The organism is Arthrobacter sp. 01N442 (assembly GCF_056399345.1).
On the sequence record NZ_JBFTRD010000007.1, the window covers coordinates 68,394 to 82,173 of the forward strand.

Sequence of the window (13,780 nt, forward strand, 5' to 3'; positions counted from 1 at the left end):
GTCCCGGGGGATGATGTGAACGTTTTGTTTGGCCTGTACCTGGACCGTGCTCCATGGACCTACCGGGATTCTGCGCTAGGCGTGGTTAGGCTCGGGCCCTTGGGGCTGGCCCAGCTCCTGCAGACCCGGCTCGGGCTCACCGGCCCCGACGCCCGCCACTCCACACGGATCCGGCAGTTCATGGCCCGACTCGCGGAGCAGGACAGCCCGGAAGCTTGGTTCCACGGATCGTTCTCCGTCGATCCGTGGTCCACGGCCATCGACCTTTTGAACATGCGCGACGAACTTGTGACCAACGGGTGGACGGGCCTCGCCCCGGACGGATCCAGCGCCAAGCTGCAATCCCTCGCTATCCTGGAACAGAGCCGGCTCCCTCTCGACCGGGCGTTCGCCGATTACCCGTTGGAACTCATCCATGAGCTGGAGAGCGAGGCCACAGCCCACTGGCCACTCGGAATCTCGCGGCTTGAACTCCAGCACCACCGCGCATCGTTCCCCGCCATCTGGACCCGCCTCATCGCCGCTTTGGAGCGCCGCGGAGTGACGGTCGTGGAGCCCTCAGTCCCGACGGAGCCCGTGGGGGAGGTGACCGTCCTCGTCACCAAGACCGAATGGGAAGCGGCTGAGCACACGGCACGTTGGCTCGCGTCTGCAGATAGTCCTGACTCGGTCCGCTCCGCCGTCGTCGCCTCCACGAGCACCGCGCTGCTGGACCAGGAGCTGCAGCGCCTCGGCCTGCCGCGGATCGGGGTCGGCAACCGCTCACGCTGGCGGGCCATGGACCAAATCATTCCCCTCTTCTTCAACGTGATCTGGGGGCCGGTGGACGTCCAGTTGCTGGGCGAATTCCTGAACCTTCCCGTGAGCCCCGTCCGCCGTAAAGCCGCCCGGCATCTCCTGCACGCCCTCGCCGCCCAGCCGGGGACCGGCGGCGACGAATGGCTCGGCGCGCTCCAAAAGATAAGCACCGATGAAAACCTCGGCCCGGCGGTCGCGGCGGAGCTGGACCGGCTTCTCAGCACCGGGCTGTTGACCGATGACGGAACTGTCACCGGCAGCGCCGTCGTCGAACGCGCACAATGGCTGCGCACCCAGCTCAGCCGCCGCGTGCAGCTCTACCCCCAACTTGAAGGCGTGCTTAGCCAGCTCAATGAATTTATGGCCCTGATCGACGGGCCGGAGCCGGTAACACGCAAGACCATCGCACGGATCCTGGAATCCGTCATTCCCGCCAGTGCCAGTCCCCTGGCCGGCGGCGAGGCTGCGCCGTGGGTCACGCTGCGCAGCCTCGGTGAACTGTGCGACAACGTCGACACGCTCGTCTGGTGGGGGTGCCAGGATGACGGCCAGGCCCGGTCCCGTCACTGGGACGACGCCGAACGCCAATCCCTGCTCGGCGTCGGCGTCGAACTGCCCCATCCTGCTGCCCTTGCCGAGCTGGAACTTTCGGTCGCAGTAGACGCCGCGAGACGCTGCCCGCGGCTGCTGCTGGTCCGCGCCGCGGAGATCGGCGGGGAGCCAACCAAGGCCCACCCGGTGCTGTCTTCACTGGCCTTCAGCACCCTTCCGACGCCGTTGCCAGGAACCCCGGAGGAGAACAAGAAGGCGGTGGAGCAAGCCATTTCGGCCTTCAGCACCACCACCGCCGAGTTGGTGCGCGACGGCGTCTGGCGGCTCGCCGGCCGGACTGCCGCGTTGACACCGGTGCAGCCAGCCCAACCCGAGCCGATCCCGGCCACGCACGAGTTGGGTCCCCGCCCGGCGTTCCTGCCCGACAAGCTCTCCTTCACCCAGCTCAGCACGTTGATCGGTTGCTCCATGAAGTGGGTCCTGGAGAAAAAGGGCCGGTTGAAGGTCGGTGACGCGCAATCCGTCCCCACCGGGAACACCATGATCGGCACCCTGGTCCACAAGCTCGTCGAAGAACTCTTCGCGGAGCTGTACGCCGCGAACCGTGCCGTGCCCGAACCAGCGGAAGTCCAGGCCAAACTGGACCAGCTCGTGCCGCTTTATGCCTCGGAGCTGCTCCTGCCCGGCCGCGGCAGCAAACTCGCTGGCCTCCGGCCCATCATCGAGAACTCGGTCATCAAGCTTTTCCAGACCCTGCAGACGCAAGGGGTCTACATCCGCGCGACGGAGCACGAGTTCAGCAAGCCGGCCCTGTTCAACGTCAACGGGACGCAGATCGAAGTCGAGGTTTCCGGCTACATCGATGTCTTGGCCGCGGACCAGCAAGCCGAACCCGTTGTGATCGACCTCAAGTGGACCAACCGTTCGAAGTACCGCCGCGATGAAATCACGCAGGGCAACGCCATGCAGCTGGCCCTCTACCACTGGGCCTTGGACGACGGCCCGGACACCATGTCCACCGTCGCCGAAGACGCTGCGATGTCCTACTACATGCTCAAACAGGGCGAGTTCGCTTCGACGAGCAGACTTTTCGGTCCGGCCTTGGCCAGCCCCGCGTCCAGCCGGAGCACCTGGCGACGCTCGGTCCGCGCCGCCGAATTCTCCATCTCTGAAGTTGTCGGCGGGCGCGTCCTGGCAGCCGGGCGGCAGGAGTTGGGCTCGTCCGACGAGCAGCGGGACACGGCGACGGCAGACGGCCGGCTTTACCAGAAGCCGCCCTGCAACTTCTGCGATTTCTCCGCACTCTGCGGCCTCAAGGGGGACCTGTCATGAACCACGCACTGAACAACGTCACCATGATCACGGCCAGCGCCGGCACCGGCAAGACCTACAGCCTGATGGGTGAAATCGCCCGGTCAATCAACAGCGGCACGAAGCCCAGCCAGATCCTGGCCACCACCTTCACCAAGAAGGCCGCCGCCGAACTGATCGACCGGGTCCAAGCCGAACTCTTCAGCCAGGAACGCCCCGATGCCGCACGGCAGATGTCCGTCAGCATGGTGGGCACCGTCAACAGCGTCTGCAGCCGGCTGCTCCAGGAATACGCGGTCGATGCCGGGCTGTCGCCGGCCCTGCAGGTTATTGCCGAAGACGAACAGCTCCGCATCTTCCAGCTCGCCACGGACGCCGTGTTCGCAGAGTTTACTCCCCGGATCCAGCCCCTCGCCCGCCGGCTGGGACACGACGGCGAAGCCGACATCCGGGGCACCGACACCGACTGGCGCAAGATCGTCCGCGACATCGCGGATGCCGCCCGCAGCAACCGGATTGCCCCCTCGGCCCTGACGCACTCCGCCGCGGCGTCAGGGCAGGGACTGCAGCAGGTCTTGGGCCCGGCCGGCCTCGACGACCGCGCAACCTGGTCCAACCACCTCCTCCAAGGGCTCATGAGCCTTCGGGGGCTGGCCGCTGAAATCGCCGAATCCGGCAAGACTCCACCGAAGAACCTCTTGGCCTCGATCGCCCTGCTGGAGCCGGTCCTGACCCATGCGTCGCCGGAGGAAGCTCCTTGGCGGTTCTGGATCGAGGCGTCCGGCGTCTCCAACGCAAACGCCAAGCGACAGCTGGAGAGCTACATTTCCGCGGTCGACGTCGAGCTGGCCGCCAACCCGGCGTTCCAAACCGAGCTGCGTGAATTCACCGAACTGGTGTTTGCCTGCGTCGCTGCGTGCCTGGACCGGTTCGCGGACTTCAAGCGGCAATACGGACTGATTGACTTCGCGGACCAGGAAACCCTGGTTCTGGACCTGTTGGAAAACAATCCGGAGTTTCAGGCCTCCATCACCGGCCGCATCAAGTTCATGGTGGTGGACGAGTTCCAGGACACCAGCCCGCTGCAACTCCAGCTGTTCACCAAGTTCGCCGAACTGGTGGAGAAGGTCGTCTGGGTGGGCGATTCGAAGCAGGCCATCTACGAATTCCGGGGCACTGACCCGGAGCTGATGAAGGCAGTTGCCGCGCATGTCGACGAATCGAACAAAGAGCACCTTCGCCACTCTTGGCGGTCGAAGGAAGCTGTCATCGATCTCTCCAATGCAATCAGCCTCGCCATGTTCCCGGAGCTTGGCGAGGACGAAGTCCGTCTGACGGTCCCCGAAGCCCGCCGCGATGAGTCCCATCCCAAGAACGCCCTGGGCGGCGCCCGGGAGGCATGGACACTGGCTGCGAAAACCGTGCCGGAGCAGCGGCGGGCGGTCGCCGCCGGCGTCGTGGATCTCATTCAGCGACGGGGCTTCAAGGGGTCCGACGTCGCGGTCCTCGCCCGGTCAAACGACGCCGTGGCCGCCATTGCCGCGGAACTGGCCGCGCTCGGAGTCAAGGCAACCACCAACACCTCCTCGTTGTTCGCCGCACGGGAAATCCAACTGGTCCGCGCCGGCATGGCCTTCGTCGCGTCCGACGACGACTCCGTGGCACTGGCTGAGCTGGCGCACCTGCACCCGGATCATCCCCAGTTCGGCCGCTGGGTCCCCGCCCTGTTCGACGCCGAGGAGCCCCGGGAGGAGCTCCAACGCTGGGCCAGCGACCCCCTAGTGTCCGGATTAGTCGAGCTCCGCGACTTGGCCACGGTGTGCACGCCGACCGAGATCATGGAGGAGGTCACGTCGCGGCTCGGGATCGCCCGGCTCATCAAAGCGTGGAGCAACCCTGGAACCCGGCTCAAGAATCTGGATGCACTGCGCTCCCTCCTGGAGCAGTACTACGAATCGTGTGCCGCGCTCAGCAAGCCCGTGACGCTGAGCGGCTCACTCAAGTTCCTGGCCGACGCCGACAGCGCCGGCAGCGAGAACTTCGGCGACGACGTCGTGAATGTACTGACCTACCACAAGGCCAAGGGGCTGGAGTGGCCGGCCGTCGTGCTGGCGAGCCTCGACACCGACGTCGTAGCAAAACCATGGGGCGTGGCTGTCGAAGGCGTCGATGAGATCGACGTCCGCGATCCCCTAGTCGGACGCTGGATCCGCTTCTGGCCCTGGCCGTTCGGCGCCAAGGGATTCAAGCCTCTGTCGTCGCTAACGGACTCATCGGCGGTCGCGGAACGGGTCTTGGCCCGGCGCCAGGCCGACTCAGCGCGAGTGCTCTATGTGGGTCTGACCCGCTCGGTCAGCGTGACCTGTCTGGCGGCCGCCAAACCCGCGCCGGCTTCGCTGAACTCGCTTGGAACCGGCCCGATTGTGGAGTGGACTGAGGAAGGTAATTTGAAAGTCCAAGGGCGCGACGGGGAACAGACTCTCTCCGTGGAGGCGTTTAGCTACGAGCCAGCGGATGGCCCGGCCGATACCGATGAAGGCGCCAAGGTCGAGTATGAGGACGGCCTGGCAGTCGAAGCGCCGGTTTCGCATAAACCTGCCCGCGTAACCGCCAGCTCCCTGGAGAGCTTCGGCTTCGCTGCCGACGTCACCGAGGTTGCTGTCCTTGGTCCGCAGCTGATTCCCCACGGCGCTGCCAACTGGGACCAGGTGGGCTCCGCCATCCATGGTTACTTTGCCCTGCCCCTCGCCAAGCTGGATGACTCCGTCCGGCTCCGGGCAGCGCAACGTCTTCTGGACCGCTGGGGTGCGACCTCCGCAGTCGACGCTGACGTTGTGGTGGAAGCGGGTGAGCGGATGCTCGCATTCTTCGCCCAGCACTACCCCGGGGCGACGGTCACCACGGAGCAGTCCGTTGCCTGGCGCAATGCTGACAACCAGCTCATGGAGGGGTGGATTGACCTCCTGCTGGAGACGCCAGCCGGTTATGTGCTGGTGGACCACAAGTCCTATCCGGGCAAGGATCCTGTCGGTCACATCAAGGACAAATACATCGGCCAAATGCGAGGGTATGCCGAAGCGATTGAGTCCATCACCGGAAGGCCCGTTGTCGAAACGCTAATCCACATGCCGGCGCTGGGGAAGATGTTCCGGATTAGCTGAAGTTCACCACCAGCGGTGACGGCACTCTGGGTTCTGGCACGCCCATTTGGGTGTGCCAATCTCCCTCATGCCGGTGGCGGGGTACTCGCGGACCATCATGTCGATGCAACATCCGGCGAACTCGGTTTTCTCGGGCATTGCGTCGCGCGCTGACGGCATGATCATTCCGTAGGCAATCCGCCAGGCCTCACTGCCACACACCGGGCATTTCCGCGAGACGGTCCGCTTTTTCTTCGGTGCGGTGATTGCTTCTTCAGGATTCATAGAAGCAATGTAGGCCAGCGTCCTGACATTAAGCGGCATGTTGGTCCTAACAAGATTCCTTTTTTGGCTGTGCGTTTCTTGTAACCAAACCAGCGGGGCCCACTTCGGGGTCGGCGGCTGGTGGGAATTGATGGAAGCCCGATGCTGCGGCATTCAGCGCTACGTGGCGGTGTCACGCGACCGCTTGATGAGTCTTACCGCCGCGCAGTGCTAGTACTGTAAGCATAGGAAATAGCGGGGCTCGACAGCACATATCGACCTGTCGTTGACCGCGCCACCATCCACATCTGAGTCACATCTTTGGGGGAACATTTATGCGCCGTCTTGTCGTCACGTCCGCTGTCTTCGCCGTCACTTTGCTAATCGCAGGGTGCTCTGGCAAGGCAGCCGTCACCATGCCCGATGTGGTTGGGAAAGGCCTCGATGTTGCAATCAGCGATGTGAAGCGAGCCGGAATAGACAAGGAGGTGGAGGTCCTCGGCGGCGGCGTGTTCGGCGTTGTCGACAAGTCGAATTGGAAGGTGTGCAGCCAGGAACCTCAAAGCGGGGCCGGAGTGTCTTCAGCGCCTCGCCTCACCGTTGACCGTACCTGCGATAGCGCTAAGGATCCCACAGAGGAGCCGACGCAGGTGCCTACCCAGGAACCGGAGCAGAGCACCCCGACGGGGGCCGCAGCTCCCTCGTCCGAGCCAGAGCAGACCCTAACGGTAAAGAACAACCAAGACCTGGCAGCGCTTTTGGCCGGGTCAGCTCCAGACAGAGACATGGTCGAAGCATTTGCGGTCAAATATGAGGGTCAGAACATCGAGTTCGATGGAAACATCGCCTACATGAACAATCATGGCAGCTTTAAGACCAGATATGACATTCTGATCGCAGCTGGCGACTACAGCAAATCAAAAATGACTGGACCAAACTTCCAATTTAAGGACGTCAATATCGTTAATGATTTGCGCCTCACGGGTGCAAACGTTCCGGATACTATTGGCGCGGGGCAAAATCTTCACATTATCGCCACGGTCGAAGGGTATAACCGCACTCAGGAGCTGTTCTTTCTAAAACCGGTGTCTACCACAGTGAGATGAGCGCGAATACCTCGGCACTCGAAGTCTAGAGACTTCGGCAAAAACAACCGTTTTCACCGGTTACCGCCCCTTAGCGAAGGTCCTGATGCTCCGGTCAGGGCCTTCGCTTTGCGACGGCCGCCACTAGTCGCGGTTGCAGGCCACTACAGTTTCGAACGCCTTAACCTCCCAAGTCATGCAAGGCGTCGAGGAGGAAACCCAAAAGGGCAGCTACGTCGTGATGCTGGGCCGCCGCGGCGCCTAGTCCGCCTACATTGCGGGCTCTCGTCGCAGCCAGCGCACTTACCGGGCCACCTGCGTCATCCTGATCTCCGCGGTGATCACGCTGTGGCCCCGGAGGCCGCTGGGCCCGAACGTCGCCATCAGCGACACGTCGGGCTCCCCAGCAATGCCATCGCGACGGGTACGCAGCTTGCGACGCGACCCGCCACCAACCGATTTCACGTTCACCAAGGCCAACCCGGCACCCCAAGACAGAAGGGCGCGCCCGGCCAAAGCCGGACCCGCCCTCCGCGTGCACCGGACCCGCCATGCGGGTCCGCAGCACTTGACTTAGTCGATCAGCACCGGCTCCTTGGCGCGCTCCGGGGATTCCTCAACCGGCGCAACCTTCCGGTTCCTCTGGTTCAGCCAGCAACCCGCCGCCAGCAGCGCCACGAGTGCGAACGTGCTCAGAAGCTGGGGACGGGAATCCTCGCCGATGAAGCCCACCGTGAAGATCGCCGCGAGGATCACCAGACCAAACACCGTGAGCCCCGGGAAGCCGGGCATCCGCAGGGGAAGCTCGGTGCCCTCACGGTCGGCGCGGAGACGCAGCGCGAGCTGGGCCAGCAGGGCGGACGTCCACACCAGCAGACACGTCGACCCCACGATGTTGAGCAAGATGGGGAGGACCATCTCGGGGAAAGCCAGCTCCAGCACCACTGTGACAATGCCGAAAGCGACGCTGGCCAGGACGGCCACCACCGGAACCCGGGCCTTGGACACCGAGGCCAGCAGGCGCGGCGCTTCACCGCGCTCCGCGAGGGAGTACGCCATCCGTGACGCGCCGTAGAGGTTGGCGTTCAACGCCGACAGCAGCGCGGCGACGGCCACCAGGGTGATTGCGGTGGCTGCGCCGGGCATGCCGGCGGCCTCCAGCACGGCGGCGAACGGGCTCTTCAGCCCGGCCGACCCCACCGGAACCACCGGAACCACCGCCGCGATGATGAAGATCGCGCCGATGTAAAACACCAGGATGCGCCACAGCACTGTGCGGACTGCCTTCTTCACGCTGCGGGCCGGCTCGGCCGTCTCAGCGGCAGCAACGGAGACAATCTCGGTGCCGCCAAACGCGAACGCCACCACGAACAGCGCCGTCGCAATTCCGGCAAATCCGCTGGGCGCGAAGCCCTCCCCCATGAAGTTGCCCAAGCCCGGCGACTGAACGCCCGGCAGCCAGCCGAAGAGCAACGCGAAGCCCACCAGCAGGAACCCGACGATCGCCGCCACCTTGAGCAGGGCGAACCAGAACTCGAACTCGCCGAAGTTCTTCACGCTGGTCAGGTTCACGGCCGTAAGCACCACAATGAAAACGAAGGCCATCAGCCACACCGGCAGGGCCGGGAAGATGGTGGCCAGCAGGCCGGCCGCACCGAGTGCTTCGGCCGCGATGACCACCACCAGCTGGATCCACCACAGCCAGCCGACGGTGGCGCCGGCCACCGGCCCGTAGGCCTTGGCGGTGTAGACGGAGAAGGCGCCGCTGTCCGGGTTGGCGGCGGCCATCTCGCCGAGCGCCCACATCACCAGGATAATCAGGGTGCCGGCGACGAGGTAGGAGATCAGCACGGCCGGGCCGGCGGCCTGGATGCCGGCGCCGGAGCCGATGAAGAGGCCGGCGCCGATGGCGCTGCCCAGGCCCATCATGGTGAGCTGGCGGGGTTTGAGTGCCGCGCCGAGCGCGCGGGCAGACGTCTTTGTCTGTTGTTCCATGGGGATTCCTCTGGTTGTAGGCGGAACGGGTTGGTAAAGGTCAGTGGTTTCTAGGCGGCGTGGGCTTCCAAAAGCCCGAGCACGCGGTCGTTGGAGGCGGGGTCGGCCACGGTGATCCGCACGCCGTCGCCCTGGTAGCCCCGGACCAGGATGTCTGCGCGGTCGAACGCGTCCACCAGCATTGCCCGGAGGTTGTCATCGGCACGGATCCACAGGAAGTTGCCCTGGCTTGGCTGCAGTTTCCAGCCCTGCGCTTCCAGCTCCGCGGCCATCCGGGCGCGCTCCTGCTTGACGGCTGCCACCCGCGCTTCCATCTCGTCCCCGGCGTCCAGCGACGCGATGGCCGCCTTCTGGGCCAGCGCGCTCACCGAGAAGGGCAGGGCGGTGCGGCGCAGTCCCTCGGCGATGGCCGGCGCGGCCACGGCGTAGCCCACGCGCAGGCCGGCGAGTCCGTAGGCCTTCGAGAAGGTGCGCAGGATGCAGACGTTCGGGTACTGGCGGTAGAGCGCCAGGGAATCGGGGCCGCTGCCCGCGTCGGCGTACTCCGCGTAGGCCTCATCGACCACCACGAGGATGTCGGACCGGACGGACCGCAGGAAGGCCTCGATGCGCTCGTGGCTGATGGGCACGCCGGTGGGGTTGTTGGGGGTGCAGAGCAGGATCACCTTGGTGCGGTCGGTGACGGCCGCGGCCATGGCCTCGAGGTCGTGGCCCTCGGCGTCGTCCAGCGGGATGCGGACCGGCCGGGCGCCGGCCAGCTCAACCAGGATGGGGTACGCCTCGAAGGAGCGCCAGGCGAAGATCACTTCATCGCCGGCGTCGCACAGTCCGGTGATGATCTGCTGGAGGACCCCCACGCTGCCGGGTCCCACTGCTACCTCCGCGGCGGTGACGCCCAGGTGCCGGGCCAGCCGTTCGCGGAGTTCGACGGCGGCGCTGTCCGGGTAGCGGTTCATGGTGCCGGCCGCTTCGGTCACGGCAGCGGCGGCCGCGGGCAGCGGCTCGTAGTGGCTTTCGTTGCTGGCTAGGGCGGCGATGTCCAGGCCGGAGCTCTTCCGTCCCGGGACGTAGGACGGCAGTCCGGCCACGGCGCCGCGAAGGCTAGGAAACGCTGCGTCCGGTGCGGTGAGGAGTTGTTCAGAGGTCATGAGGTCCGATGATGATTGTGACCCGCCACACAATGCAAGATACCCTCATCCCATTGGGACTTCTGCTCAACTTATACAGTCTGCGGTGAAAATATGACCACGCCGAACCCGCGTGCCCTGGATTCCCTCGACGGCCGGATCATCCTGGCCATGGACAAGGATCCCGAAGCCAGCGCCTTGGCCCTCTCGCGGACCCTCGGTGTCGCGCGGAACACCGTCCATGCCCGGCTGGCGCGGCTCGAGCGCAGCGGCGCCCTCCGGTCCTTCAGCCGCCGGCTGGACCCCGCCGCGCTGGGCTATGAGCTCATGGCCTTCCTGTCGTTGTCCATCAGCCAGACCCGGACCGGGGCGGTGGAAGACGGGCTCGCCGCGATCCCGGAGGTCATCGAGGTGCATGCCACCACCGGGGATGCGGACCTCATGGCCAAGGTGGTGGCCCGCGGCACGGCCGACCTCTACCGCATCACCAACGAGATCCTGGGAATCGAGGGAATCCAGCGGACCAGCACCGCCATTTCCGTGCTGGAACTCATGCCCCCGCGCTACGACGGCCTGCTGGCCCGGCTCTCGGAGCAGGAGTCCCGCTCCGCCGACTGAGGCGCGTGGCGCACCACATGTGGGCAGATTTTCACTCCGAATGGCTCATGACTGCCAAAAGTCCCAGCCAAAAGCAGCGCTCTTGCCGGTTCGTGACCCAGCCCACAAGCTTTCAGCATGACCACTCTCACCGTCTCGGGCCGCGTGGCACAGGTTCTCAGCGGCTATCTCACCGATCTGTTTGGTGTCATGGGCAACGGAAACGTCTACTTCCTGGACGCCGCAGAGCAGCTGGGCCTCCGCTTCTCCGCCGTCCGCCATGAGGGCGCCGCCATCGCCGCAGCCGACGCCTACTACCGGACCTCGGGCCGTCTCGCCGCGGGCACCACCACCTACGGCCCCGGCTACACCAACGCGCTCACCGCGCTGGCCGAAGCGGTCCAGGCGCAAATCCCCGTTGTGCTGGTCACCGGGGACGCACCGAGCACCGGCGCCCGCCCCCAGGACGTGGACCAGGCAGCAATCGCCGCGGGCCTCGGCGCGGCCACCTTCACCGTCACCCGCGACGCCGCGGGTGCCATCACGCAGCAGGCGGTGGAGTACGCGCTCACCAAGCGCACCGCCGTCGTGATTGCCATCCCCTACGACCTCGCAGCACTCGAAGCGGCGGATGAAGAGCTGCCGGCGCCGTTGGCACCGGCCGTGAGTGACGACGTCGACGGCGGCCTGGGACAGGTTGCCCGCCTGCTCGCCGGGGCGAAGCGCCCGCTGATCCTCGCCGGCCGCGGCGCCCATCTCGCCGGCGCCGGCCCGGAGCTCCGCGAACTCGCCGACCGCCTCGGCGCGCTGACCGCCGGAACCGCGCTGGCGCTGAACCTCCTCGAGGGCGCCGGGTATCTCGGCGTCGCGGGCGGCTTCGGCACCGACACCGCAGCCGGGCTCATGGGTGAGGCCGACGTCATCCTCGTCGCCGGGGCAAGCCTGAGCCCCTTCACCATGCGGTTCGGGCACCTGCTCGGCCCCGACAGCACGGTCATCCAGATCGACGCCGCCCTGCAGCCGACGCACCCCCGGGTGGACACGTTCGTCAGCGGGGACGTGAAGGCCGCTGCGGAACGCCTCCTGACGCTGCTGGATGAACCGGCCGCGCCCGCCGCCGGCCCCTCCGGAGCCTGGCGCGCGGAGGCCCGCAAACGTCTGGCCGAGGGACCGGCGCACCACCCAGGCTCTGCGGAGACGCCGGACGGCCGGCTGGACCCGCGCGCCCTCGCCAAGGCACTGGACGCGGTGCTGCCGGAGCGCCGCACGGTGGTCCAGGACGGAGGGCACTTCGTCGGCTGGGCACCCATGTACTGGCGGATCCCGCGGCCGCAGGACCTGGTCATGGTGGGCACGGCCTACCAGACCATCGGGCTGGGCCTTGCCAGCGCCGTCGGGGCAGCCCGCGCGGTGGAGGACGGCCGCACCCTGGTCTTGGCCTCCGGCGACGGCGGTTTCCTGATGGGCCTCTCCGACCTCGAATCGCTGATCGGCGCGGCCCGCAGCGCCGTCGTCGTGATCTACAACGACGCCGCCTACGGGGCCGAAATCCACCAGTACGGGTCCCAGGGCCTGACCGAGAAGCCCATGCTGATCCCCGAGGTGGACTTCAGCGGCGTCGCCCGGGCGCTTGGTGCCGAATCGGCGATCATCCGCTCGCTGGAGGACCTTTCAACTCTCACCGACTGGATCGACGCCGGCGCCAGGGGAACCTTTGTAGCCGACTGCCGGATCACCGCCAGCGTCCGCGCCCCGTGGCTGAGCGAGTGGATGGCGGCCTCGCAGGCCGCGAAAAAGGCGCCGGTGGCCGGCTGACGGAATTCACAGGTCCGCGGGCTACCCTGATCCCCATGAAGGCTGCCCGGGACGCACGCTCCGCCGCCGTGGTGATCAACGCTGGCTCACGCCGCGGGGCGGCGTCCGAGCAGGCCGTGGACGCGATGCGCGCGGCAGGCGTGCCCGTTACCGCCGTGCACCGTGTGCGGTCCGGGGCGGACCTGGCCGCGACGCTTGACCGGGTGCTTGCGGACGGGCATGACCTGGTTGTAGTCGGTGGCGGCGACGGGACCGTCTCCTACGCCGCCGGCCGGGTGGCCGGCACCAACGTGGTGCTCGGCGTCCTCCCACTGGGCACCGCCAACGACTTCGCCCGCACGCTGGAGATACCAAACAACCTCGCCGAGGCTTGCGCCACCGTCGCCGACGGCAAGGTGGTGGACATCGACCTCGGCCGGGCCAACGGTGAGCCATTCCTCAACGTCGCCTCCGTAGGCCTCTCCGTGGCGGTGACCGAGGCGCTCAGCCCCCGCTTGAAGCGGCACCTCGGGCCACTGGCCTACAGCATCGCCACCCTGCGCGCTTATACCCGGCACAAGCCGTTCCGGGCCCGCCTCGAGTTCCCGGAGGGGGACCACCAGCCGCTGGAGCTCGGGGATCTGCTGCAGGTGGCGGTGGGCAACGGCCGGCACTACGGCGGCGGCAACACGGTCTCCCCCACCGCAGGGATCGATGACCACCTCCTTGATATATACGCCATCCCGGCAGGGCCTCTGCGGGAGCACGTGAGCATCGCCCGGCTGCTCAAGGGCGGTAGCTTCATCAAGCACGACCGGGTCTACCACCTGACCACCCGGCACGTGCGGGTGGTCACCGAGCCGCCGCTACCGGTGAACCTCGACGGCGAGATCGCCACCACAACTCCTGCCGACTTCACCATCCAGCGCAACGCCGTCCACGTGGTGGTGCCCCAGGCCAGCACCAGCGCCGTATTCGACGGGCCGGGCACCACGGCCCCTCCTGAGGACGTTGTTTCCTAAACAGTCACGCCCTGGCCGCCTCTCCCCTTAGTGTTGGTGCAGCCAACGAAACAGTTTGCCTTAGGCTTCCGTAGTGCGTTCGCGCAGCACCCGCA

At 66.3% G+C, this 13,780-nt stretch carries 9 protein-coding genes; 6 read left to right on the forward strand and 3 right to left on the reverse strand.

Annotation, left to right across the window (positions count from 1 at the left end):
- Positions 1 to 99: 99 nt before the first annotated feature.
- A complete protein-coding gene (locus AC1DNC_RS14670; RefSeq protein WP_476863264.1) occupies positions 100 to 2,682 on the forward strand; it encodes a PD-(D/E)XK nuclease family protein in 2,583 nt (860 codons plus the stop codon).
- The gene (locus tag AC1DNC_RS14675) at positions 2,679 to 5,822 is read left to right on the forward strand and encodes a UvrD-helicase domain-containing protein (RefSeq protein ID WP_476863265.1); all 3,144 of its coding nucleotides are present in this window, start codon (positions 2,679 to 2,681) and stop codon (positions 5,820 to 5,822) included. Before AC1DNC_RS14670 ends, AC1DNC_RS14675 begins: the two co-directional genes overlap by 4 nt.
- A gap of 3 nt (positions 5,823 to 5,825) precedes the next feature.
- On the opposite strand, the gene AC1DNC_RS14680 is transcribed toward AC1DNC_RS14675, so the two are convergent.
- The gene (locus AC1DNC_RS14680) at positions 5,826 to 6,086 is read right to left on the reverse strand and encodes a hypothetical protein (RefSeq protein WP_476863266.1); all 261 of its coding nucleotides are present in this window, start codon (positions 6,084 to 6,086) and stop codon (positions 5,826 to 5,828) included.
- Between the two features lie 314 nt (positions 6,087 to 6,400).
- Between AC1DNC_RS14680 and AC1DNC_RS14685 the strand changes: the two genes are divergently transcribed.
- Entirely contained in the window at positions 6,401 to 7,171 is a 771-nt protein-coding gene (locus AC1DNC_RS14685) for a DUF4839 domain-containing protein (RefSeq protein WP_476863267.1), read from the forward strand.
- Positions 7,172 to 7,723: 552 nt separating this feature from the next.
- On the opposite strand, the gene AC1DNC_RS14690 is transcribed toward AC1DNC_RS14685, so the two are convergent.
- Entirely contained in the window at positions 7,724 to 9,145 is a 1,422-nt protein-coding gene (locus AC1DNC_RS14690; protein WP_476863268.1) for an amino acid permease, read from the reverse strand.
- A 50-nt stretch (positions 9,146 to 9,195) separates the two neighbouring features.
- Entirely contained in the window at positions 9,196 to 10,293 is a 1,098-nt protein-coding gene (gene hisC / locus AC1DNC_RS14695) for a histidinol-phosphate transaminase (RefSeq protein ID WP_476863269.1), read from the reverse strand.
- Positions 10,294 to 10,386: 93 nt separating this feature from the next.
- Here hisC and AC1DNC_RS14700 point away from each other — a divergent pair, with 93 nt between their 5' ends.
- From AC1DNC_RS14700 to AC1DNC_RS14710, 3 genes are all read left to right on the forward strand, one after another.
- A complete protein-coding gene (locus tag AC1DNC_RS14700; protein WP_476863270.1) occupies positions 10,387 to 10,890 on the forward strand; it encodes an Lrp/AsnC family transcriptional regulator in 504 nt (167 codons plus the stop codon).
- Positions 10,891 to 11,007: 117 nt separating this feature from the next.
- Entirely contained in the window at positions 11,008 to 12,684 is a 1,677-nt protein-coding gene (locus tag AC1DNC_RS14705) for a thiamine pyrophosphate-binding protein (RefSeq protein ID WP_476863271.1), read from the forward strand.
- Positions 12,685 to 12,719: 35 nt separating this feature from the next.
- Positions 12,720 to 13,685: a lipid kinase gene (locus tag AC1DNC_RS14710; RefSeq protein ID WP_476863272.1), complete on the forward strand. Its 966-nt coding sequence runs from the start codon at positions 12,720 to 12,722 to the stop codon at positions 13,683 to 13,685.
- Positions 13,686 to 13,780: the final 95 nt, after the last annotated feature.

Bases quoted from the DNA above. Each gene is read 5' to 3' on its own strand.
- AC1DNC_RS14680 (WP_476863266.1), bottom strand. From the start codon at position 6,086: ATGAATCCTGAAGAAGCAATCACCGCACCGAAGAAAAAGCGGACCGTC.
- AC1DNC_RS14700 (WP_476863270.1), top strand. From the start codon at position 10,387: ATGACCACGCCGAACCCGCGTGCCCTGGATTCCCTCGACGGCCGGATC.
- hisC (WP_476863269.1), bottom strand. From the start codon at position 10,293: ATGACCTCTGAACAACTCCTCACCGCACCGGACGCAGCGTTTCCTAGC.
- AC1DNC_RS14705 (WP_476863271.1), top strand. From the start codon at position 11,008: ATGACCACTCTCACCGTCTCGGGCCGCGTGGCACAGGTTCTCAGCGGC.
- AC1DNC_RS14690 (WP_476863268.1), bottom strand. From the start codon at position 9,145: ATGGAACAACAGACAAAGACGTCTGCCCGCGCGCTCGGCGCGGCACTC.
- AC1DNC_RS14675 (WP_476863265.1), top strand. From the start codon at position 2,679: ATGAACCACGCACTGAACAACGTCACCATGATCACGGCCAGCGCCGGC.
- AC1DNC_RS14685 (WP_476863267.1), top strand. From the start codon at position 6,401: ATGCGCCGTCTTGTCGTCACGTCCGCTGTCTTCGCCGTCACTTTGCTA.
- AC1DNC_RS14710 (WP_476863272.1), top strand. From the start codon at position 12,720: ATGAAGGCTGCCCGGGACGCACGCTCCGCCGCCGTGGTGATCAACGCT.